This window comes from Mycolicibacterium hodleri (genome assembly GCF_025822245.1).
In the GTDB taxonomy this organism is placed as follows: domain Bacteria; phylum Actinomycetota; class Actinomycetes; order Mycobacteriales; family Mycobacteriaceae; genus Mycobacterium; species Mycobacterium hodleri.
This window is the reverse complement of record NZ_JACKTL010000069.1, coordinates 51,559-71,916: the sequence shown is the minus strand read 5'-3', so window position 1 is coordinate 71,916 and position 20,358 is coordinate 51,559. Positions and strand designations below refer to the sequence as shown.

The following is a 20,358-nucleotide window of genomic DNA, read 5'->3' as shown; positions in this document are numbered from 1 at the left end:
CATGCCTTGACTGGTGCCATGCCCGAACCAGATTGGGCACCACTGACCGGATTCCGGGTGGCGGTGACCTCAGCCCGACGTGCCGACGAGCTGAGCACGCTGCTGCGCCGCCGCGGAGCCACCGTCACCAGCGCCGCAGCCATCGAAATGGTGCCGCTGCCCGACGACGAGGAACTGCACGTCCACACCGAGGCGTTGATCGCCACGCCGCCCGACGTGGTCGTCGCGACGACCGGCATCGGGCTGCGGGGCTGGATCGCCGCCGCCGACGGCTGGGGACTGGCCGCGGAGCTGACGGCCGCGTTGAGCAAGGCGCGCGTCGTCTCCCGAGGCCCCAAGGCAACCGGAGCGCTCCGGGCGGCGGGGTTGCCCGAGGAATGGTCGCCGGAGTCCGAGTCGTCCCGCGAAGTCATGCAGTACCTGCGCGAAGGCGGCGTCGACGGGCTGCGCGTCGCCGTCCAGCTACACGGGGCCACCGCCGACTGGGACCCGTTCCCCGAATTCCTCGACGAACTCCGCGCCGCGGGAGCCGAGGTGGTGCCCATCCGGGTCTACCGCTGGCACCCCGTACCGCGGGACGGCGCCTTCGACACGCTGGTCGCCGGCATCGCCGAGCACAAGTTCGACGCCGTCAGCTTCACTTCCGCACCCGCCGTGGCCGCGATGCTGATGCGGGCCCTGGAGATGGGTGTCGAGAACAAGGTGCTCGACGCCCTGCGGACCGACGTCCACGCGATGTGCGTCGGCCCCGTGACGGCACGGCCGCTGGTGCGCCTCGGGGTGCCGACGTCGGCCCCCGAACGGATGCGACTCGGGGCGCTGGCCCGCCACATCACCGACGAACTGCCGCTGCTTCAGTCGCGGACCGTCACGGTCGCCGGGCACGTCCTGGAGATCCGCGGCACGTGCGTGCTCGTCGACGGCGCCGTCAAGGATCTGCCGCCTGCGGGCATGGCCACCATCCGCGCGCTGGCCCACCGGCCAGGGCAGGTCGTCTCGCGCGGTGACCTGCTCAGCGCGCTCCCGGGTGGGGGCACCGACACGCACGCCGTCGAGACGGCGGTACTGCGGCTGCGAACGGCGTTGGGCGACAAGAACATCGTCACCACGGTGGTCAAGCGCGGTTACCGCCTCGCGGTCGACGACGACCCGGCCGGTGCCGCGTGAACCCGCTGTTGGTGGCCCACGGCACCCGCAAGGCCGACGGGGTGGCGATGATCGCCGACCTGGCCGACCGGGTGGGCCGGCAGCTGGGCCAGCGGGTGCGCACCGCGTTCGTCGACGTGCTCGGCCCCACCCCCGCCGACGTGCTGGCCGAGCTTCGCGACGAGCCCGCCGTGCTGGTGCCCGCCTTCCTCGCCAGCGGCTACCACGTGCGCGTCGACGTTCCCGCGTTCGTCGCCGCCAGCGGACACCCCGACGTGACGGTCACCGACGCGCTGGGCCCGTCGGCCGACATCGTCCGGGTACTGGTCGACCGTCTCGTCGAATCCGGTTGGCGCCCAACGGACTCGGTGATCATGGCGGCGGCCGGCACCTCCGACGACCGCGCGAAGCGCGACCTCCGCGTCACGGCCACGCTGCTGTCCGCCGCCACCGGCACGCGGGTCGAACTCGCCTACGCGGCCACCGGGGAGCCGCGCGTCGCCGACGCCGTCGCCACCGTGCGATCCCGGGGCGCCCGCCGCGTCGTCGTGGCGTCCTACCTGCTGGCCGACGGACTCTTCCAGGACCGTCTGCACCAGTCGGGCGCCGACGTGGTGACCGCCCCGCTGGTCACCCACCCCGGCGTGGCGCGCCTGATCGCCCGCCGATTCCGTCGGGCGCGGTTGCCGATCTCCGCCTGAGGGCGCCGAAGACCGCGCGCGCGTCCACACCTTCCGTAGTCTCGGCGGTGAGATGGCTCTGGAGACCTATCGCTACCTCCGCGGCGGCATGGCGGTGATGATCGTGCTGCTGGGCACCGCGGTGCTCGTCGAACGGGCGCACGCCACCTGCTGGCAGACCTCCGTCAGCGCGTACTACTTCACCAGCGCGCACGCCGTGTTCATCGCCGCCCTCTGCGGCCTGGGCGCCATGCTGATCGTCTACAAGGGCGGCAACGACACCGAGGACGTCCTGCTGAACCTGGCCGGCATCCTGGCCTTCGTCGTCGCCATGGTGCCGACGTCGCGGCCGTTGTCGCTCTGCGGCACTGCGGATCTCGACGCCGGCGGTCAGTTTGCCATCCCCAACACGTGGGCCGTCGTCGTCGCCCTGGTGGTGTCGCGCGTCGCCTCCTGGTGGATGTATCACCGCACGGGCACCGGACCGCGGCGCAGCGCCCTCGGGACCGCGGCCCTGTGGGTGCAGCGCCTACTGCTGGCGGTCGGCCTGGTGACATTGGCGGTGGCGCCCGAGTGGTTTCGCGCCAACGCCCACGGCGTGGCCGCGGTGGCCATGTTCGCGGCGATCATCGCCACCGTGGCGATCACCGCGCTCGTGGTCGACGCCGGCCGCTATCGCTGGATCTACCGGTCCATCCTGGTGGCGATGGTGCTCACGTTGGTGGCCGCGATATGTCTGCACCTCGTCCTGGACGGTTTCAACCACGCCGTGATCCTGGTCGAGGCGGCGCTGATCGCCGAGTTCGCGGTGTACTGGATGGTGCAGACGGTCGAATTGTGGGGCACCACCGTCCGAGTCGGCGCGGTGACCGGGCGGGACACCCGTCTGCTGCGCGCGCTCTAGCACGCGCCTCTGACATTCCTGGTGGCTCCGGCGGGGTTGTCCACAGGCCTGGTTTCATCCAAAGAACGCTTGTAGCAGAACGCTTTTCGTCATACACGCGCCGTAAACTGGGTTCATGTTCGACGATCTGGTGGACGCGACGACCGGCACCCGTGGTGCCGGGGCGCTGTCGTCGTGGTCGCGGGTGGAGAACGCGGCCTGCGCCTGTCGGGTGGCGACGATGGCCGCCATGCTCGACGAGGCGTATGCGCTCTCCGGGTCGGCGGATCGGGACCAGTGGTGCTTGGACGACTTCGACGCCGTCGCCGCCCACATCGGCGCGGCACAGAACATCACCCCCGGTGCCGCCTCCCACCAGTTGCTCGTTGCGATCGCATTGCACGAACGGTTTCCCCGCGTGGCCGCGGTGTTCGCCGAGGGTCTCATCACCCATGCGTTGGTGAAGACCGTGGTGCAACGCGGCGCCCTGGTCATCGACCCGGATGCCCTGCGGGCTTTGGACCACTTGTTGGCGCAGGCGTTCGGGGACTGGGAGCCGAGGTCGGTCGACAAGACCGAGAAGGCCATCGACTTCTTCGTGGGGCAGGTCGACCCGCAGGCGGTGCGCCGTGCCGAGACCAAGGCGCGAGGCCGGTCCGTGGAGGTGCACATCGAGGAGGACGGCAGCGGTCTGGCCACGGTGCTGGCCACCCTGTTCGCCCACGACGCGAAAGTGTTCGAGGCCCGACTGAAGAACCTCGCCGCCACCGTCTGCCCGGCCGACCCCCGGACCGCCGACCAACTCCGCGCCGACGCCTACGGGGCCATCGGGAACGGCACCGACCGCATGGCCTGCCTCTGCGGCAACGACGACTGCGCCGCCATCGACGGGGAAAAGCCACCGCTCTTCGACAAGCCCCTTCGCGACCTCACCCTCACCGAGGTAATGACTCCCACCCCCGGCAGGTTCGCGAAGCTGCGGCCGGCGGCGTCAACGGGCGGCCAATTCCTCCCCGGTGCCGTCGCCTGCCGCGCCGCCATCGGGGCCACGATCACCCAAGTCGTGCACCCCGGACAAGCCCCACCGGAGAACCGATACCGACCGTCCAAGAAGCTGGCCGACTTCATCCGCTGCCGCGACATGACCTGCCGCTTCCCGGGCTGCCGCGTGCCCGCCAGCCAGACGGACGTCGACCACACGATTCCGTGGCCGCACGGCCCGACCGCGGCGTCCAATCTCAAGTGCATCTGTCGTCGACACCACTTGCTCAAAACCTTCTGGGGTGGTGAGAATTGTTGGCGGGAAAGGCAACTCGACGACGGAACCGTCATCTGGACCGCACCCGACGGACGGGAGTACATCACCACGCCGGGTAGCAGGCTGCTGTTCCCCGAACTGTCCGCACCCACCGCCACGATCACGACGACCGGCAGGCCCGTACCGCACACCGCGGGACTCGCCATGCCCCGCCGCAAGGTCACCCGCGTCGAGGGGCACGTTCGAGCCATTCACCGCGAGCGCAACGCGAACGAGCAGTCTGTCGGAGAGGATGGCCCAGGGCCCTAGGCGCCGACCTCGACCCGGCCGTCGTCGGCCATTCTGGTCCGATACACCGGCAGGGCCACCTCGGGATCGTCGAGACACGTGCCGTCGTCGAGGGCGAACGCCTGCTTCTTCATCGGCGACTGCACGCACAGGCGACCGCCACGGTCTCCGACGATGCCCCGCGACATCACCGCCGCCCCCGAGAACGGGTCGACGTTCCCGATCGCCCACAGCGAACCGTCGTCGACCCGAAACAACGCGACCTGCACACCATCTGGCAGCAGCACGCCGACGCCGCGCCCCGGCAGCAGGCGGTCGTAGTCGCAGGCGGGCGTCCAGACGTGAACGTCCCTGGCGTCGTCCAGCAGTGTCATGTGTCTCCTCTACGAATCGACGGAATGCCAAGGGCCGTCGGCACCTTGCGGCCCGATCGCTCGGTGAATTCGACGGTTGGATCGGCGACGTCGGGGGCGTTGACGAACGACACGAACCGCGACAGCTTGTCGGGATCGTCCAGCACGCCCTTCCACTCGCAGGCGTAGCCGTCCACGTGCCGCGCGACCGCGGCCTCGAAGTCGGCCGCCAACCCGAGCGAGTCGTGGCACACCACGTCGCGCAGATGGTCCAGGCCGCCGTCGAGGCTCTCCACCCACGGGGCGGTGCGCTGGAGCCGGTCGGCGGTGCGCAGGTAGAACATCAGGAAGCGGTCGACGTAGCGAACCAGCGTCTTGTCGTCGAGGTCACCGGCCAGCAGTTGCGCGTGTTTTGGTGTGGCACCGCCGTTTCCGCCGACGTAGAGGTTCCAGCCCGTCTCGGTGGCGATGACGCCGACGTCCTTGCTGCGGGCCTCCGCGCACTCGCGCGCGCAGCCCGACACCCCCATCTTGATCTTGTGGGGCGCGCGCAGCCCGCGGTAGCGCAGCTCCAGGTCGACGGCCATCTGCACCGAGTCCTGCTGGCCGTAGCGGCACCAGTCGCTGCCGACGCAACTCTTCACCGTGCGCAACGACTTGCCGTACGCCTGACCGGATTCCATGCCGCCGTCGACGAGCCGGCGCCAGATCTCGGGGAGCTGGTCGACCGCGGCGCCGAACATGTCGATGCGCTGACCGCCGGTGATCTTGGTGTAGAGCCCGAAGTCGCGGGCGATCTCACCGATCAGGATCAGCTGCTCGGGGGTGATGTCTCCGCCGGGCACCCGGGGCACCACGGAGTAGCTGCCGTTCTTCTGGATGTTGGCCAGGAAGTGGTCGTTGGAGTCCTGCAGCGAGGCCTCTTCGCCGTCGAGGATGTGCCCCGAACTGGTCGAGGCCAGGATCGAGGCGACGACCGGCTTGCAGACGTCGCACCCGCGCCCGACGCCGTAACGAGCGATCAGACCCGAGAAGGTGCGGATGCCCGACGCCGAGACGATCTCGAACAGCTCGGCACGGGAGTGGGTGAAGTGCTCGCACAACGCCTTCGACTGTTCGACGCCCTGCGCCTCGAGCAGTTGCTTGAGCAACGGGAGGCACGAGCCGCACGACGTGCCCGCCTTGGTACAGCCCTTCAAGGCGGGCACATCCGTGCAGCCGTCGGCGATCGCGTCGGTGAGATCACCCTTGCTGACGTCGTTGCACGAACAAATCTGAGCGGCGGCGGGCAGCGCCCCGACCCCGAATCCCGCGTCGTCCGAGGCGGTTCCGCGCGGCGCAATGATCTCCAGCGGATCACCGAGCAGCTGCTCACCCACCATGGGCCGCAGCACGCCGTAGGCCGTGACGTCACCGACCAGGATGCCGCCGAGCAGCGTGGCGGCGTCGTCGGAGAGCACGAGCTTGGCGTAGGTCTGGTTGACGGCGTCGTTGACCACCACCTCGAGGCAGCCGGGGGTGACGCCCATCGCGTCGCCGAAGCTCGCGACGTCCACGCCGAGCAACTTCAATTTGGTGGACATGTCGGCTTCACCGAATTCCGCTGCACCGCCCAGCAATCGGTCGGCCACGACCTCCGCGCTGGTGTATCCCGGCCCCACCAGTCCGTAGCACCGGCCGTCGATCGCGGCGACCTCGCCGATTGCGTACACGTCGGGGACGGCCGTCGCGCAGCCCGAATCGGTGAGCACGCCTCCGCGCTCGCCGACGGGTAGCCCGGCGGCGCGGGCCAATTCGTCGCGGGGACGCACACCGGCGGCGAAGATCACCAGACCCGCGTCGACCACCGATCCGTCGCCGAGGGTGACGCGCACCGCGCCGTCGACGCTTTCGATCGCGTCGGTGCCGACGTCGACGTGCACCACGATGCCCAACGCACTGACCATCCGCCTCAGCAGCGCGCCACCGGCCTCGTCGAGCTGCTGGCTCATCAACCGCGGCGAACGTTCGACCACGTGCGGCGTCATACCGAACTGGCGCAACGCATTCGCGGCCTCCAAGCCCAGCAGCCCGCCACCGATCACCACGCCCGCGGCCCCGTCGCCCGCACTCAGGGCGTCGGCCCGGATCGCGTCGAGGTCGTCGAGGGTCCGGTAGACGTGACACCGGGGAAGGTCATGGCCGGGCACCGGCGGCACGAACGCCGACGAGCCGGTGGCGAGTACCAGCGCGTCGTAGGAGATGCGACGGCCGAGCCGGGTCGTCACGCACTTCGCGGCGGTGTCGACCCGGGTCACGCGGTCCCGCAGGATCAGCTCGACGCGCTCGTCGGCGGCGTAGTCGTTGCCGGGAAGCGCCAACCGGGTGCGGTCCCAGTGCTCGGTGTAGCCGGTCAGGCCGACCCGGTCGTAGGCCGCGTCGCGCTCCTCGGCGAGCACGGTCACCCACCAGACGTCGTCGCCGTCGCGCGAGCGCAACGCCTCCACGAAGCGATGAGCGACCATGCCGTGCCCGACGACGACGACACGCCTCTGCGAACCCATGGCGCCACGCTAGGGAGCCGACGTTGCCGTCATGTCGCGTCGCGTGACGGAGTCGTCACGGTGTGCTCACCCGGCGTCGCACCGCCTCGTGAGCATTCAGACGTGGCCGGCGTTGGTGGGGGTCGTCGTGCCGTACGGGTTCGAGGTGGTCGTCGACGTGGTCGGCTCGTCGGTGGCCGGGTCACCCGTTGCGGGAACGTCGGTCGGCGGCGGCGGCCCGCCGCCGTCCTGACTGGTCTGCACGCTCGGCACGGGGTAGCTCGTCGACGACGACGAGGACGTCGTGTACGCCGAGGCCGACGTGACGTCCGACGAGGGAGCCGGCGGAGCGACGGCCGGGGCGTCCGACGTGTTCGACGTCCTGATCACCGCCACCACGAGGACGACCAGCAAGGCGACGGCCGCGGCCCCCGCCGCCCAGACCGCGCCGGGATGATCGTCCACGGACGCAGATGGTAGAGACGTCAGGCGAATGGCCGGTGAACGCCCCCACCCGGCCCGCGAGGAGGACCGCCTACTTCCAGCGGGCCAGCAGCGTCTCTGCGTGCGTGGACAACGCCCGCTGGAAGAACGGCCCAAAACTGATCCGGCCCACGCCCAGCGGACCGAAGGAGGCGGGATCGTCGGTGTCCGGCAGCGCAATTGCGTTCACCGGCAGGGGCAGTTCGGACGTCAGCCGCCGCATGGTGTCGTCGTCGTGGCGCCCGACGGGGTACAGGCTGTCGGCGCCGGCGTCGGCCGCGAGCTTCAACCGGGCGATGGCACGGTCCACGCGGTCGGCGTCGTCACCGTCGTTGCGGATGAACAGGTCGGTGCGCGCGTTGAGCACGACGTGCACGCCCGCCGCGTCGGAGGCCTTGCGGAGTTCGCCGACCAGAGCCGCGTGCTCCTCCGCCGAGCGCAGCCGCTTGCCCTCCTTGTGCACCGTGTCCTCGACGTTGAGGCCCACGGCGCCGGCCTCCAGCAGTCCCTCGATCAGTCGCTGCGCCGACTCGCCGTAGCCCGACTCGACGTCCACGGAGATCGGCACGTCGACCGCGCCGGTGATCTGCGCGACCCGCGTCGTCAGGTCGTCGAAGGACATGCCCTCCCCGTCCTCCTTGCCCACCGAGTCGGCAACGGGATGGCTCCCGACCGTCAGCGCGGCAAAGCCCGCGTCCACCGCGAGCTTGGCCGACCAGGCGTCCCACACCGTCGGCAGAATGACCGGGTCACCGGCCACGTGCAGTGCCTTCAGTGCCGTCGCGCGCTCCTGCAGAACCTCTTTGGACATTTGCCAACCCTTCGCTTCCTGACGTGACCTGTCTCACTCTCAACTCCGAGAGTGACTACCATCAATTGTCGTACTGTGATCCGTGACACCCTTCAGCCCAAGGAGGTCAACTCCGTTGTCCACAACCACCGAACTCGACCAGCTGCACGAGCTGATCGGAGGCCTGCGCCGCTGCGTGTCGTCACTGGCATCACGCTACGGCGACAGTGCCGCGATGCGGCGCATCGTCAACGACGCCGAACGCATCCAGAACGACATCGACCGGCTCGACATCGACGCCGAGGAGTTGAACCTCGTTCGCGGGGTAAGCCACCACCACCATGCCGTCGAGAAGATCGGCATTCCCGACACCCAGTACGCAAGTGACTTCTGGCAGGACGTCGACGACGAGGGCCCGATGAGCCCGTCGCCGTTCGACTGACGGCCGCACCGCTGGACGAACGTTCCCGACCCCGACACGTCACGATGAAGTGAGGCAGACCCCTTGAGCGCACCCACCGCCGACCGCAGCGACCCCGGGGGCACGGGCGTCTTCTCGCCGACGCGAGCCCAGATCTCGCAGCGCACGCTCCGCACGGACTCGTGGTGGAAGTCGCCACTGATCACCGACCTCGGCTTCGCCGCGTTCGTGATCTACGCGACGGTGCGGGCATTCGCGCAGAGCGCGTACTTCGTGCCGGAGTACCACTACCTGACGCCGTTCTACTCGCCCTGCATCAGCACCGGGTGCACCCCCGAGGCGAGCGGATTCTGGCCGCAGATCCTGCCCGACGTGTGGTGGCTGCCGTACGCGGCGTTGTCGCTGCCGTTCCTGCTGCTGTTCCGGTTGACCTGCTACTACTACCGCGGCGCCTACTACCGCTCGGTGTGGCAGTCGCCCACCGCCTGCGCGGTCGCCGAACCGCACGCCAAGTACACCGGTGAGACGCGGCTTCCGCTGATCATCCAGAACACCCACCGCTACTTCTTCTACATCGCCGGGATCATCTCGGTGATCAACACCTACGACGCGATCGAGGCGTTCCACTCCCCGAGCGGCTTCGGATTCGGTTTGGGCAACGTCATTCTCGTCGTCAACGTCGTGATGCTGTGGGTCTACACGCTGTCCTGCCACTCCTGCCGCCACGTCGTCGGCGGGCGGCTCAAGCACTTCTCGAAGCACCCCGTGCGGTATTGGCTGTGGGGTCAGGTGAGCAAGCTCAACACCCGACACAAGCTGTACGCGTGGATCACGCTCGGCACCCTGATGCTCACCGACTTCTACGTGATGCTGGTCGCCAGCGGCACCATCAGCGACCTCAGATTCATTGGCTGACAACATGTTTGACGACTTAGCGAGGAAATCAGATGGCTGAACTCGAACGGCACGAATACGACGTGGTCGTAATCGGCGCCGGCGGGGCGGGACTGCGCGCGGTGATCGAGGCCCGTGAACGCGGCCAGCGCGTCGCAGTGGTCACCAAGTCCCTGTTCGGCAAGGCGCACACCGTGATGGCCGAGGGCGGCTGCGCGGCGGCGATGAAGAACGTCAACACCAAGGACTCCTGGCAGACGCACTTCGGTGACACCATGCGCGGCGGCAAGTTCCTCAACAACTGGCGGATGGCCGAACTGCACGCGCAGGAGGCCCCCGACCGGGTGTGGGAGCTGGAGACCTACGGGGCGCTGTTCGACCGCACCAAGGACGGCAAGATCAGCCAGCGCAACTTCGGCGGCCACACCTACCCACGGCTGGCGCACGTCGGCGACCGCACCGGCCTGGAGATCATCAGGACGCTGCAGCAGAAGATCGTCTCGTTGCAGCAGGAGGACTTCCGCGAGCTCGGCGACTACGAGGCCCGGATCAAGGTCTTCCACGAATGCTCGATCACCGATCTGATCCTCGACAAGGGTCCGAGGGAGAACGCGAGCGCCGAGCCCAACTCGGAGGCACCCACCGGCAGGATTGCGGGCGCCTTCGGCTACTGGCGCGAGACCGGCAACTTCATCCTCTTCGAAGCCCCGGCCGTGGTGCTGGCCACCGGCGGCATCGGCAAGTCGTTCAAGGTGTCGTCCAACTCCTGGGAGTACACCGGCGACGGCCACGCGCTGGCGCTGCGCGCCGGCTCGGCACTGATCAACATGGAGTTCATCCAGTTCCACCCGACCGGGATGGTCTGGCCGCTGTCGGTGAAGGGCATCCTCGTCACCGAGGGCGTCCGCGGCGACGGCGGAGTGCTCAAGAACTCCGAGGGCAAGCGCTTCATGTTCGACTACATCCCCCCGGTGTTCAAGGGCCAGTACGCCGAGACCGAGGAAGAGGCCGACCAGTGGCTCAAGGACAACGACTCGGCCCGCCGCACCCCTGACCTGCTCCCCCGCGACGAGGTAGCCCGCGCGATCGTCGCGGAGGTCAAGGCCGGCCGCGGCACGCCGCACGGCGGCGTCTACCTCGACATCGCCTCGCGCATGCCCACCGAGGAGATCAAGCGCCGGCTGCCGTCGATGTACCACCAGTTCATCGAGCTGGCCGAGGTCGACATCACCAAGGACGAGATGGAGGTCGGCCCGACCTGTCACTACGTGATGGGCGGCATCGAGGTCGACCCCGACACCGGCGGTGCGGCCACCCCCGGGCTCTTCGCGGCCGGTGAGTGCTCCGGTGGCATGCACGGCTCCAACCGCCTCGGCGGGAACTCGCTGTCGGACCTTCTGGTGTTCGGCCGGCGGGCCGGGCTCGGCGCGGCCGACTACGTCCGCGCGCTCGACGAGCGGCCCAAGATCTCGCAGGACTCCCTCGACGAGGCCGAGAAGATGGCGTTGGCGCCGTACGAGCCGCACGAGAATCCCGAGAACCCGTACACGCTGCACGCCGAGCTGCAGCAGTCGATGAACGACCTCGTCGGCATCATCCGCAAGGAAGACGAGATCCACGAGGCGCTGGCCAAGCTCGAGGAGCTGAGGGGGCGGCTGCAAAACGTCGCCGTCGAGGGCGGGCGGGTCTACAACCCCGGCTGGCACCTGGCGATCGACATGCGCAACATGCTGCTGGTCAGCGAATGTGTGGCCAAGGCCGCGCTGCAGCGTACCGAGAGCCGTGGCGGGCACACCCGCGACGACCATCCGGCGATGGACTCGAACTGGCGCAACACGCTGCTGGTGTGCCGGACGACGGAGGCGGCGACCGCCGACGCGATGGTCCCGCGCGTCACCGTCGAGGCCGAAGAACAGGTGCCCATGCGGCCGGATCTGCTGGAGGTCTTCGAGCTCTCCGAACTCGAGAAGTACTACACCGACGCCGAATTGACCGAGCACCCGGAACGGAAGGGCTGACATGGCTGCCTATGAAGCGAGCATGCGGGTCTGGCGCGGCGACGACACCGGGGGCGAGCTCAAGGACTACACCGTCGAGGTCAACGACGGCGAGGTGGTGCTCGACATCATCCACCGGCTGCAGGCCACCCAGGCCAACGACCTCGCGGTGCGCTGGAACTGCAAGGCCGGCAAGTGCGGGTCGTGTTCGGCGGAGGTGAACGGTCGTCCGCGGCTGATGTGCATGACGCGCATGTCCACCTTCGGTGAGGACGAGGTCGTCACGGTGACCCCGTTACGCACGTTCCCCGTCATGCGCGACCTGGTGACCGACGTGTCCTTCAACTACGAAAAGGCGCGTCAGATCCCGTCGTTCACCCCGCCGAAGGACCTGCAACCGGGTGAATACCGGATGCAGCAGGAGGACGTGAACCGCAGCCAGGAGTTCCGCAAGTGCATCGAGTGCTTCCTGTGCCAGAACGTCTGCCACGTGGTGCGCGACCACGAGGAGAACAAGGAGAACTTCGCGGGCCCGCGCTATCACATGCGGATCGCCGAGCTGGACATGCATCCGCTGGACACCGTGGACCGCAAGGACATGGCGCAGGAGGAGTTCGGCCTCGGCCTGTGCAACATCACCAAGTGCTGCACCGAGGTCTGCCCCGAACACATCAAGATCACCGATAATGCGCTGATCCCGATGAAGGAACGCGTCGCCGACCGCAAGTACGACCCGATCGTGTGGCTCGGAAACAAACTGTTCAAGCGCTAGCGGCGCAATCGACCGCCGAACGTGACGTGGCTGCGAGAATTCTTCGAGAATCTCGCAGCCACGTCACGTTGGGCGAGGGTTGCGGCGTACCGTGGGATTCAGTGGTCAAGCTACGCCGTTCAACGAAGAAAGGCACCCACGTGAGTGCAGGAGAAACCAAGAGCGTCAACGACATTCGCACTGCGATCCGCGAACTGACGACCCGTGCCGAGTTGGCCCGCAAGGAGGGCAGGCCCGACGACGCCGCCGAGTTGGACCGCCGCGTCGCGGGTTACCGCGACGAACTCGCCGCGCGTCCGTAGCTCGGGGTCGACCCCCTACTCGCCGAGGCGGCGGAACGCGCTGCGGTGAAACACGATGGGCGCCGGAATGTCCGGACCGTCGTGCACCGTGATGTCGTGCACCCGCAGCACCACGATCGTGTGATCGCCGGCGAGTACCTCCTGCTCGATGGCGCTCTCCAGCCACACGCTGGTGCCGTGAATGAACAGCGCGCCACGCCCCGACGTCGTCGTCTCCAGCCCGGCGAAGCGGTCGCCCGTCTTCGCGGCAAGGGTCTTCGCGGCCGTGTCGTGTGACTCTCCAAGCACGCTGATCCCGAGGAACGGCAGATCCTTGAGCTTCGGCCACGTCGTCGACGTGTTCTGCACGCAGAACGACACCAGCGGCGGATCGAGCGACACCGGGACGAAGGTACTGGCCGCCAGGCCCACCCGGACGCCGTCGACCTCCGCGGCGATGGCGATGACACCCGTCGGGAAGTGCCCGTACGCCTCGCGCAGGGACATCGGACTCAGATCGGTACCGGTCATGAGATCTCCATCTTCACACGGATCGACGGACCGCGGCCACGGGGACGTGCGGCGGGCAGCATGGTTGACACGGAGATCACTGAGTCGATGATCGTCGCTTGCGCCCACTATCGCCAGAGCCAGGATCTGCGTGAACACAAGGGTCGCGACGTCGGCTTCCCGACGCGGTCGGGACGGTAACGTGACGCCATGCCCACGCCGCCTCCGTCGCCGGACCGCACCTCCCGCCCGGCCGGCTAGGCGTACGCGACCAGGTCATGTGGATCACCCTTCTGGTGATGGCCGTTGCCATCGCACTGGAGCCGTTCCGGATCGGCATGGCCGTGCTGATGCTCAACCGCCCCCGTCCGCAGCTACAGCTGTTGGTGTTCCTGTGCGGCGGCTTCGTGATGGGCACGACGGTCGGGGTGGTCGTGCTGTTCGTGCTGCGCCAGCGGCTGATGGAGTCCAATCACTTCACGCTGCCCAAGGTGCAACTGGCCATCGGTGCGCTAGCCCTGGCGGCGGCCCTCTACCTGGTGCTGCGGCCCGCGGCCGTCGACGGGGAACCGAGCTGGATGGCCAAGTTGGGCACCTGGGTCACCCAGACGGGCTCGCCGTGGGTGTCCGCCGTGGCGGGGTTGGCGATCGCGCTACCGTCGGTGGACTTCCTGGCCGTGCTGGCGGTCATCCTGGCGTCGGGGAGCGGCGCCGCGACGCAGGTGGCCGCGCTGATGCTCTTCCAGGTGGTGGCGTTCTTGCTCGTCGAGATCCCGCTGATCGCCTACCTGGTGGCGCCGGGACGCACCCTGGCGGCGATGACGGCACTCAACGAATGGGTCCGGTCTCGCCGACGGCGCGAGGTGGCCGCCACGCTCGGCGTGGTCGGAGCCATCCTCGTCACCGTCGGACTGCTGACCGTGTAACGCGCCCTTAGGGTTTGGGCTGGTGGCTCGTCACGTACTGCAGTCCGGCAAGGAGCTGCGACACGGGATCGGAACCGCCGCCGAACGCCGCCTTGGTGGCCGGCGCGGTGACCTCGGCGGGATCGTAGCCGTGCACCGGATCCACCGTGACGGGGGCGGTCGCCGGATCGTCGTTGCGTGAGTACCCCGCGTCCACGTCGGGCTGCAGCACCGCGTCGAGCTTGTTCAGCGTCTCCGTCGGCACCCCGAGGTACTTGAACGGCAGCACCAACGGAAGGTGCTGTTCCGGGATCATGATCGTCGTGTTCTTGGCGCCTCGGGAGTTGACGGTCGTCACGATGTTCTTCGCCGGGACCATGCTGGGGTTGGTGAACGCCACCGCGGTGTGACCGGTTGCCAGACCGACGATCGCGTTGGCGACGCTCATCCAGTTGTCCGGCCGGTCCGGCCAGTCGGCGATGCTGTCGTAGGCGGAGACGAATTGGTATGTGTCGTACTGACTGTCGACGCGGGCCGGGATGCGGTAGTCCAGCGACGGCACCACGCTGCCGACGGGGAACATTTGCGTCAGGAAGCTTTCGCCGAAGGCGTGCTTGCCGACGGGATCGCCGTACATCGCGAAGCTCAGCTGGTCCGGCGGCGGGGCGGCCGGGTCGTACGCCAGCTTGTTCTGCACGTCGTTGAGCACCATCGCGCCCTCGGACAGTCCGATCGCCGTGCCCTGACCGCCTGCGTGGATCGCGTTGATCACGTTGGGCGTGCCCTCGTCGACCGACTCGCCGATGCTGGGACCGTCGACGCCGAGACCCGGGAAGTTGTCGTCGAGGCGACCGATGCCGGGGAACAGCCGCTCCAGCGTGTGGCCCTGCACCTGGCCGGCCGGGTAGTCGACGATCTGCCGCTTCAATCCGGGGAACCAGTCGGCACCGGTCCGCATGATGTATTCGTCGTACGGAATGCCCAGGACGTGCGCGCCGCCGAGGGCGTATGCGCGGCCCGGCGTCCCCAGCGGGGGCGGGGCTCCGGTGCCCGACGGGTCGGGCGGCGCGGGGAACCGCGGATCGTCGGCCGCTGCACTACCGGCGCCGAAGACTCCGACGGCACCGACGGTTACCAGAACGGTGACCGCTGCGACGGCTCTCCGCATTCCCACTCCCTTGCTCGACGACGCGCCCGCAACGCAGGCCGCGGGTGTTCTCGACTGGGCGCCCACTAGGCGTCCAATCGGGCGAATTGGTTCTGCCGGTACTGCTCGGCGCACGCGGCGCGCCGGATCTTGCCGCTCGTCGTGGTGGGGATCGACCCCGGCAGGACCAGCACGAGGTCGGCGGCGTTGAGACCGTGTGCCTTCGAGATCGCGGAGGTGACGTCGTTCTTGATCCCGCTGAGCCACTGCGCGGCGTCGCCGTCGAGGTCGGCGCGCTTCTTGAGTTCGATGACGGTGACCAACTCCTCGGTGCCGCCGACGGGTACGGCCAGCGCCGCGACCCGGCCACCGGTGATCTCCTGCACCGTGACCTCGATGTCCTCCGGGTAGTGGTTGCGCCCGCGAACGATGAGCAGGTCCTTGATGCGGCCGACGATGAACAGCTCACCCTCGTGGACGAAGCCGAGGTCGCCGGTGCGCAGCCACGGTGCCTCCGGCGTCCCCGGTGAGGGGTCGACGACGACGGCGCCGAAGCCGGCATGCTCCTCCGGCGGCTTGTTCCAGTAACCGTCGGCGACGTTCTCGCCGTGCACCCAGATCTCGCCGATGACGTCCGACGGGCACTCGCGCTTGGTCTCACCGTCGACGATCCGCAGCAACGGCGACTGCGGCACCCGATACCTCACCAACACCGTGCCCTTGCCGGGGGCACAGCGTCGAACCCGGCCGGCGCTCAGCTCGTCGACGTCGAAGTGGGCCTCGGGCGCCGAGTCGCTCCAGGTTCCCCCGGCCACGAAGACCGTTGCCTCCGCCAACCCGTAGGCCGGGCGCATCATGTCGTCGCGGAAGTTGAAGTGGGCGAACCGGTCGACGAAGCGGCGCAACGTCGCCGGTTCGACTCGCTCGGCGCCGCTGATGATGCCCCGCACCTGACCGAGGTCGAGGCCGTCGAGGTCGGCGTCCGTGGTCTTGCGCGCGGCCATGTCGAAGGCGAAGTTCGGCGCTGCCGAGAAGGCATGACGGCTCTCCGCCAGCGCGCGCACCCATCGGGACGGCTTCTCGAGGAACGACACGGGGCTCGACAGCTCGGCGCGGAAACCGCCGAGGATCGGGGCGCAGATTCCGAGCACCAAACCCATGTCGTGATAGAACGGCAGCCACGACACGATCGTCATGTCCGACGGAGCTGGCTTGTCGGCGAAGAAGATCCGCATCAGTTGCTCGAAGTTCACCGACAGGTTGCGGTGCGTGAGCACGACGCCGGTCGGCTGCCGCGTAGAGCCGGAGCTGTACTGCAGGTAGGCGGTGCCCGGCAGTTCGGCCGGCTGCGCGATCGCCGTACCCGACGCGTCCAGCGGTATCGCGTCGACGTCGACGAGCTTGGGCGCCGTGTCCAAGCGTGACTGGTCGACGTAGTCGCCGACGTCGGCGGACACCCCGGAGGTGGTCAGCACGACGGCCGGGGACGTGTCCTCGAAGACGGTGCTCACCCGCTCGTGGGTCGAGCCGCGATGGGGCAACGGCAGCGGCACCGCGATGAGCCCCGCCTGCATCGACCCCAGGAACGCCGTGACGTAGTCGAGGCTCTGCGGCGCCAGGATCACCGCCCGGTCGCCGACGGACGCGTGCTGGGCGAGCTCGTTGGCGACGTTCGTGGTCCGGCGCGACAGCTGCGACCACGTCAGGCCGACGCGGACACCCGACGGGTCGAGGGCGTAGTCGGTGAAGGTCATCGCCACGTCGTCGGGTCGCATGCTGGCCCGACCGTGAAGCATGGAGAGAATCGATGAATTCGAGGTAGACGTCACGATGATTCCGTACTCGGTCGTTGATGTCGCCGGCGCGGAGCCGTCACCGACCTACGCCGTCGTGGAGCCCATTCGGCCCTGCCCGGGGCCCCGCTCGCCCTCAGTGTCACACACATCATGATCACTCGCTCATCCCGCCACGGCCGTCGACTCGCGTGGCGTCGACTCCCGTCCACCCGCCCGTGACGGCCACCAGTTAGCCCTGCCGACCAACGCCGCGATGGCGGGAACCGTGATGGTGCGCACCACGAACGTGTCCAGCAAGATGCCCACGCCGATCACGAAACCGCTCTGGACGACGATGCCGATGCTGGAGAACAGCAGACCTGCCATCGACGCGGCGAAGATCAGGCCCGCGGCGGTGATCACACCGCCCGTCGAGCGCAGGGTCTGGATGACTCCGTAGCGCACGCTGCGCCCGGACTCCTCCCGCATTCGCGACACGAACAGCATGTTGTAGTCGGCACCCACCGCCACCAGCACGACGAACGCCAACGGCGGCACGCTCCAATGCAGTTGCTGACCGAGGCCGAATTGGAAGACCAGCACGCCGACGCCGATGGCCGCGAAGTACGAGATCACCACCGACCCGACGAGGTAGAGCGGGGCCACGAGCGACCGCAGCACCACCATCAGGGTCAGCAGCACCACGGCGAGAGTCGCGGCGATGATGAACCGGATGTCTTGCTCGTAGTAGTCGCGGGTGTCCCGCAACGCGACGGGGAAGCCGCCCATCGAGATCGTGGCGTCGGACAGCGCGGTGTTCGGCTGAGCGCCGCGGGCGACGTCGCCGATCTGGTTGACCTGATCCATCGCCTCGGAGCTGAACGGGTTCAGCTTCGTCTGGATCAAGTACCGCACCGAGTGCCCGTCCGGCGAGATGTACGCCGCCGAGGCCTTCTTGAAGTCCGCAAGGCCGAGCACCTCGGGTGGGATGTTGAACCCGGCCATCGACGGGTTCGCGGCATCGGATCGCATCGACAGCAGGAACGCCGACGCCTGGTCGAGTCCGTCGGCCATCACCTTGACCTGGTCGACGAGTTGGTCGACGCCGCCGGCGACCTCCCGGCTGCCACCGGCCAGGCGGTTGGCACCCTGTTGCAGTTGGCTAAGGCTGCTCTGCGGGCCGCCGGGTTGGTCGAGCCCCGCGGCCTTCGCCGCCTTGGAGATGCTCGCCAGCGCGCCGTTGAGTTTGTTCACCGTCGCGGAGAGGGTCTCCTTGTCGTCGGAACTCGCCAAGTCCTTCGCGGCGGCGTTGACCTCGTCGAGGGCTCCGGCGTCTCGGGCCGCGGCGAGCCGCTCGAACTGGTTGCGCGTGTCGGTGCACGACGCGTCGGCGTCGCAGACCGGGTTGCCCTGCAGCGCCACCAGGACCGGCCCGATCCAGGCGAACATGTCCCTGGCGCTGGCGAAGTTGACGCCCATCGAGTTGCCGAGGCGGTTGACGGCCTTGACGAGCCTGGCGGCGGCCGCCACGTCCCGGACCAGCTTGTCGCCACCGTCCTTGGACTTCATCGACGAGAACGCGTCGAGCAGGCTTTGGATGCTGGGCGCCATCCGGTTGATCTGGGAACGCACGTCACCGAGGTTGTCGGCGAGGGTGTTGGCGCCCGAGGCGAGCCGGTTGAGGTCGCCGGCGCGCTTGCCGATCTCGGTGGACCCGTCGGCCAGCCGGTCGCCGACGATGCCCGCCTGGTAGGTGGCCCGGAATTCCGGCGGGACCTGGCCGACCGGCCGGGTGATGCCGCTGACCAGGCCGACGTTGGGAAGTTGAGCCACCCGGGAGGCCATTTGTTCGAGGTCCGCGAGGGCTTGCGGCGAGCGCAGATCGCGCGGCGACTGGACGAGGATGTACTCGGGGATCGCCTGGCTGATCGGGAAGTGGCGCTCCAACGCGGCGTACCCGACCGAGCTCGCCGCCGACGGCGACACCACCTTGCGGTCGTCGTAGTTGAAGTGCGCGACCGTCGCGAAGCTTGCCAGGATGGCCAGCACCAGGAGGCTCACCACCAGGTGCGGCACCGGCTTTCGGACGATCCGGATGCCCGATCGCCGCCAGAATCTGGTGGTCAGTTCCCGTCGCGGCGTGACCCAGCCGCGCGGCCCGGCGAGCACCAGGATCGCGGGCAGCAGGGTGACCCCCGCGAGATAGGCGACGCCGATGCCGATCGCCGAGGACACTCCGACGGTTCGGAACACGCCCATCTTGGCGAAGCTCAGACAGAGGAACGTCAGACCCACGGTCACCGCGGACGCGGTGATCACCTTTCCGATGGACTTCATGGCCGCCTTGACGGCCCGGTCGGAATCCTCGCCCGCACGCACGTAGTCGTGATAACGGCTGATGAGGAACACCGCGTAGTCCGTGCCGGCGCCCGCCATGATCGCGCTCAGGAACACGATGGACTGGTTCGACACTCCGGAGCCCGTCAGCTCCGAGTACCCCGCGACCAGCGCCTGGGCGATCACCAGGGAACCGCCGATGGTGATCAGCGGCAGCAGCATCGTCACCGCGCTGCGGTAGACCAGCAGCAGCACCAGGAGAACCAGGACGGCGATCGCGATCTCGATCGGAAGACGATCCGTCTGCCCGGCGACCGTGAGGTCCGCGACCGTGGCGGCGGGACCCGTGACCTGCACGGCGAGCTGACCTCCGGAGTCGCCGCCACCGGTCGGCACGTTCTGTCTGACGATGTCGCTGACGCGGGTGAAGGACTCGTAGGCACGCGGGGTGCCCAGTTCACCCTGGAGGCTCACCGGCAGCACCCAGGTCGTCTTGTCCTCGCTGGTCAGGAACGGTCGCAGCTGCGGGGTGCCGACGAAGTCCTGCACGGACACGACGTCTCTGACGTCGTCGCGGATGGCGTCGACCAGCTTGCGGTACGCCGTCTCGTCGGCGGGAGTGAGGCCCTTGTCGTTGATCAGGGCGACGACCATCAGGTTGTCCGAGCCGGGCTCCTTGAACGCCGCGGTCATCTTCGCCGCGGTAACGCTGGACGGCGCGTCGGCTGGCAGGATTTGCAGCGGGTGCCGCTGGGACATCTCGCCGAGCGACGGGACCGCCAGCGGTAGGGCGATCGCGAGAGCGAGCCACACCCCGATGACGGCCAGGGGCCACCGCACCACGAGATCGCTCAGCCGCCGCATGCCGGCCTCACCGCCGCACGGTTCGCCGGCCGTGGTCCGTGCCAATGCTTGC

The 20,358-nt window shown here is 68.6% G+C and carries 18 protein-coding genes; 10 read left to right on the top strand and 8 right to left on the bottom strand.

The window, feature by feature from the left end; genetic code table 11:
• Positions 1-18 precede the first annotated feature (18 nt).
• The 4 genes from H7J06_RS28460 (at position 19) to H7J06_RS28445 (ending at position 4,276) form a co-directional block, all read left to right on the top strand.
• On the top strand, positions 19-1,167 hold the full coding sequence (locus H7J06_RS28460; protein ID WP_264042794.1) for a uroporphyrinogen-III synthase: 1,149 nt from the start codon (positions 19-21) through the stop codon (positions 1,165-1,167).
• Positions 1,164-1,847, top strand: a complete 684-nt coding sequence (locus H7J06_RS28455) for a sirohydrochlorin chelatase (RefSeq protein WP_264042793.1) — start codon at positions 1,164-1,166, stop codon at positions 1,845-1,847. Before H7J06_RS28460 ends, H7J06_RS28455 begins: the two co-directional genes overlap by 4 nt.
• A gap of 52 nt (positions 1,848-1,899) precedes the next feature.
• Complete coding sequence (locus tag H7J06_RS28450) at positions 1,900-2,730, top strand: hypothetical protein (protein WP_264042792.1); 831 nt, start codon at positions 1,900-1,902, stop codon at positions 2,728-2,730.
• Between the two features lie 115 nt (positions 2,731-2,845).
• A complete protein-coding gene (locus tag H7J06_RS28445) occupies positions 2,846-4,276 on the top strand; it encodes an HNH endonuclease signature motif containing protein (protein ID WP_264042791.1) in 1,431 nt (476 codons plus the stop codon).
• Here the strand turns inward: H7J06_RS28445 and nirD are convergent.
• The 4 genes from nirD to H7J06_RS28425 all read right to left on the bottom strand — a co-directional run bounded on the left by nirD (position 4,273) and on the right by H7J06_RS28425 (position 8,424).
• The gene (gene nirD / locus H7J06_RS28440; protein WP_264042790.1) at positions 4,273-4,629 is read right to left on the bottom strand and encodes a nitrite reductase small subunit NirD; all 357 of its coding nucleotides are present in this window, start codon (positions 4,627-4,629) and stop codon (positions 4,273-4,275) included. The two genes, H7J06_RS28445 and nirD, sit on opposite strands and share 4 nt — an antisense overlap.
• Entirely contained in the window at positions 4,626-7,151 is a 2,526-nt protein-coding gene (nirB, locus tag H7J06_RS28435; protein WP_264042789.1) for a nitrite reductase large subunit NirB, read from the bottom strand. Before nirB ends, nirD begins: the two co-directional genes overlap by 4 nt.
• Positions 7,152-7,247: 96 nt before the next feature.
• Positions 7,248-7,595: a hypothetical protein gene (locus tag H7J06_RS28430; RefSeq protein WP_264042788.1), complete on the bottom strand. Its 348-nt coding sequence runs from the start codon at positions 7,593-7,595 to the stop codon at positions 7,248-7,250.
• A 70-nt stretch (positions 7,596-7,665) separates the two neighbouring features.
• Entirely contained in the window at positions 7,666-8,424 is a 759-nt protein-coding gene (locus H7J06_RS28425) for an isocitrate lyase/PEP mutase family protein (protein ID WP_264042787.1), read from the bottom strand.
• A gap of 115 nt (positions 8,425-8,539) precedes the next feature.
• On the opposite strand from H7J06_RS28425, the gene H7J06_RS28420 reads away from it, so the two are divergent.
• From H7J06_RS28420 to H7J06_RS28400, 5 genes are all read left to right on the top strand, one after another.
• Entirely contained in the window at positions 8,540-8,845 is a 306-nt protein-coding gene (locus tag H7J06_RS28420) for an Rv0250c family protein (RefSeq protein WP_264042786.1), read from the top strand.
• A 63-nt stretch (positions 8,846-8,908) separates the two neighbouring features.
• Entirely contained in the window at positions 8,909-9,739 is an 831-nt protein-coding gene (gene sdhC, locus H7J06_RS28415) for a succinate dehydrogenase subunit SdhC (RefSeq protein ID WP_264042785.1), read from the top strand.
• A 32-nt stretch (positions 9,740-9,771) separates the two neighbouring features.
• Positions 9,772-11,736, top strand: a complete 1,965-nt coding sequence (locus tag H7J06_RS28410) for a fumarate reductase/succinate dehydrogenase flavoprotein subunit (protein WP_264042784.1) — start codon at positions 9,772-9,774, stop codon at positions 11,734-11,736.
• A 1-nt stretch (position 11,737) separates the two neighbouring features.
• Positions 11,738-12,487, top strand: a complete 750-nt coding sequence (locus H7J06_RS28405) for a succinate dehydrogenase/fumarate reductase iron-sulfur subunit (RefSeq protein ID WP_264042783.1) — start codon at positions 11,738-11,740, stop codon at positions 12,485-12,487.
• Between the two features lie 140 nt (positions 12,488-12,627).
• The gene (locus tag H7J06_RS28400) at positions 12,628-12,789 is read left to right on the top strand and encodes a hypothetical protein (protein WP_264042782.1); all 162 of its coding nucleotides are present in this window, start codon (positions 12,628-12,630) and stop codon (positions 12,787-12,789) included.
• Positions 12,790-12,804: 15 nt separating this feature from the next.
• Here H7J06_RS28400 and H7J06_RS28395 read toward each other — a convergent pair whose 3' ends face one another.
• Complete coding sequence (locus H7J06_RS28395; protein WP_264042781.1) at positions 12,805-13,299, bottom strand: flavin reductase family protein; 495 nt, start codon at positions 13,297-13,299, stop codon at positions 12,805-12,807.
• 257 nt (positions 13,300-13,556) lie between these two features.
• Here H7J06_RS28395 and H7J06_RS28390 point away from each other — a divergent pair, with 257 nt between their 5' ends.
• Entirely contained in the window at positions 13,557-14,204 is a 648-nt protein-coding gene (locus tag H7J06_RS28390) for a GAP family protein (RefSeq protein ID WP_264042780.1), read from the top strand.
• A 7-nt stretch (positions 14,205-14,211) separates the two neighbouring features.
• Here H7J06_RS28390 and pe read toward each other — a convergent pair whose 3' ends face one another.
• The 3 genes from pe to H7J06_RS28375 form a co-directional block, all read right to left on the bottom strand.
• On the bottom strand, positions 14,212-15,351 hold the full coding sequence (gene pe, locus H7J06_RS28385) for an acyltransferase PE (RefSeq protein ID WP_264042779.1): 1,140 nt from the start codon (positions 15,349-15,351) through the stop codon (positions 14,212-14,214).
• A 65-nt stretch (positions 15,352-15,416) separates the two neighbouring features.
• Positions 15,417-17,159 (bottom strand): AMP-binding protein, encoded by a 1,743-nt coding sequence (locus H7J06_RS28380; RefSeq protein ID WP_264042777.1) that lies wholly within the window; start codon positions 17,157-17,159, stop codon positions 15,417-15,419.
• 129 nt (positions 17,160-17,288) lie between these two features.
• The gene (locus tag H7J06_RS28375) at positions 17,289-20,306 is read right to left on the bottom strand and encodes an MMPL/RND family transporter (protein WP_264042937.1); all 3,018 of its coding nucleotides are present in this window, start codon (positions 20,304-20,306) and stop codon (positions 17,289-17,291) included.
• Positions 20,307-20,358 lie beyond the last annotated feature (52 nt).

Excerpts from the sequence above, each read along its gene's own strand:
- H7J06_RS28460 (WP_264042794.1), top strand. The coding sequence starts at position 19 with ATGCCCGAACCAGATTGGGCACCACTGACCGGATTCCGGGTGGCGGTG.
- H7J06_RS28450 (WP_264042792.1), top strand. The coding sequence starts at position 1,900 with ATGGCTCTGGAGACCTATCGCTACCTCCGCGGCGGCATGGCGGTGATG.
- H7J06_RS28445 (WP_264042791.1), top strand. The coding sequence starts at position 2,846 with ATGTTCGACGATCTGGTGGACGCGACGACCGGCACCCGTGGTGCCGGG.
- nirD (WP_264042790.1), bottom strand. The coding sequence starts at position 4,629 with ATGACACTGCTGGACGACGCCAGGGACGTTCACGTCTGGACGCCCGCC.
- nirB (WP_264042789.1), bottom strand. The coding sequence starts at position 7,151 with ATGGGTTCGCAGAGGCGTGTCGTCGTCGTCGGGCACGGCATGGTCGCT.
- H7J06_RS28425 (WP_264042787.1), bottom strand. The coding sequence starts at position 8,424 with ATGTCCAAAGAGGTTCTGCAGGAGCGCGCGACGGCACTGAAGGCACTG.
- H7J06_RS28410 (WP_264042784.1), top strand. The coding sequence starts at position 9,772 with ATGGCTGAACTCGAACGGCACGAATACGACGTGGTCGTAATCGGCGCC.
- H7J06_RS28405 (WP_264042783.1), top strand. The coding sequence starts at position 11,738 with ATGGCTGCCTATGAAGCGAGCATGCGGGTCTGGCGCGGCGACGACACC.
- H7J06_RS28395 (WP_264042781.1), bottom strand. The coding sequence starts at position 13,299 with ATGACCGGTACCGATCTGAGTCCGATGTCCCTGCGCGAGGCGTACGGG.
- H7J06_RS28390 (WP_264042780.1), top strand. The coding sequence starts at position 13,557 with ATGTGGATCACCCTTCTGGTGATGGCCGTTGCCATCGCACTGGAGCCG.
- pe (WP_264042779.1), bottom strand. The coding sequence starts at position 15,351 with ATGCGGAGAGCCGTCGCAGCGGTCACCGTTCTGGTAACCGTCGGTGCC.
- H7J06_RS28375 (WP_264042937.1), bottom strand. The coding sequence starts at position 20,306 with ATGCGGCGGCTGAGCGATCTCGTGGTGCGGTGGCCCCTGGCCGTCATC.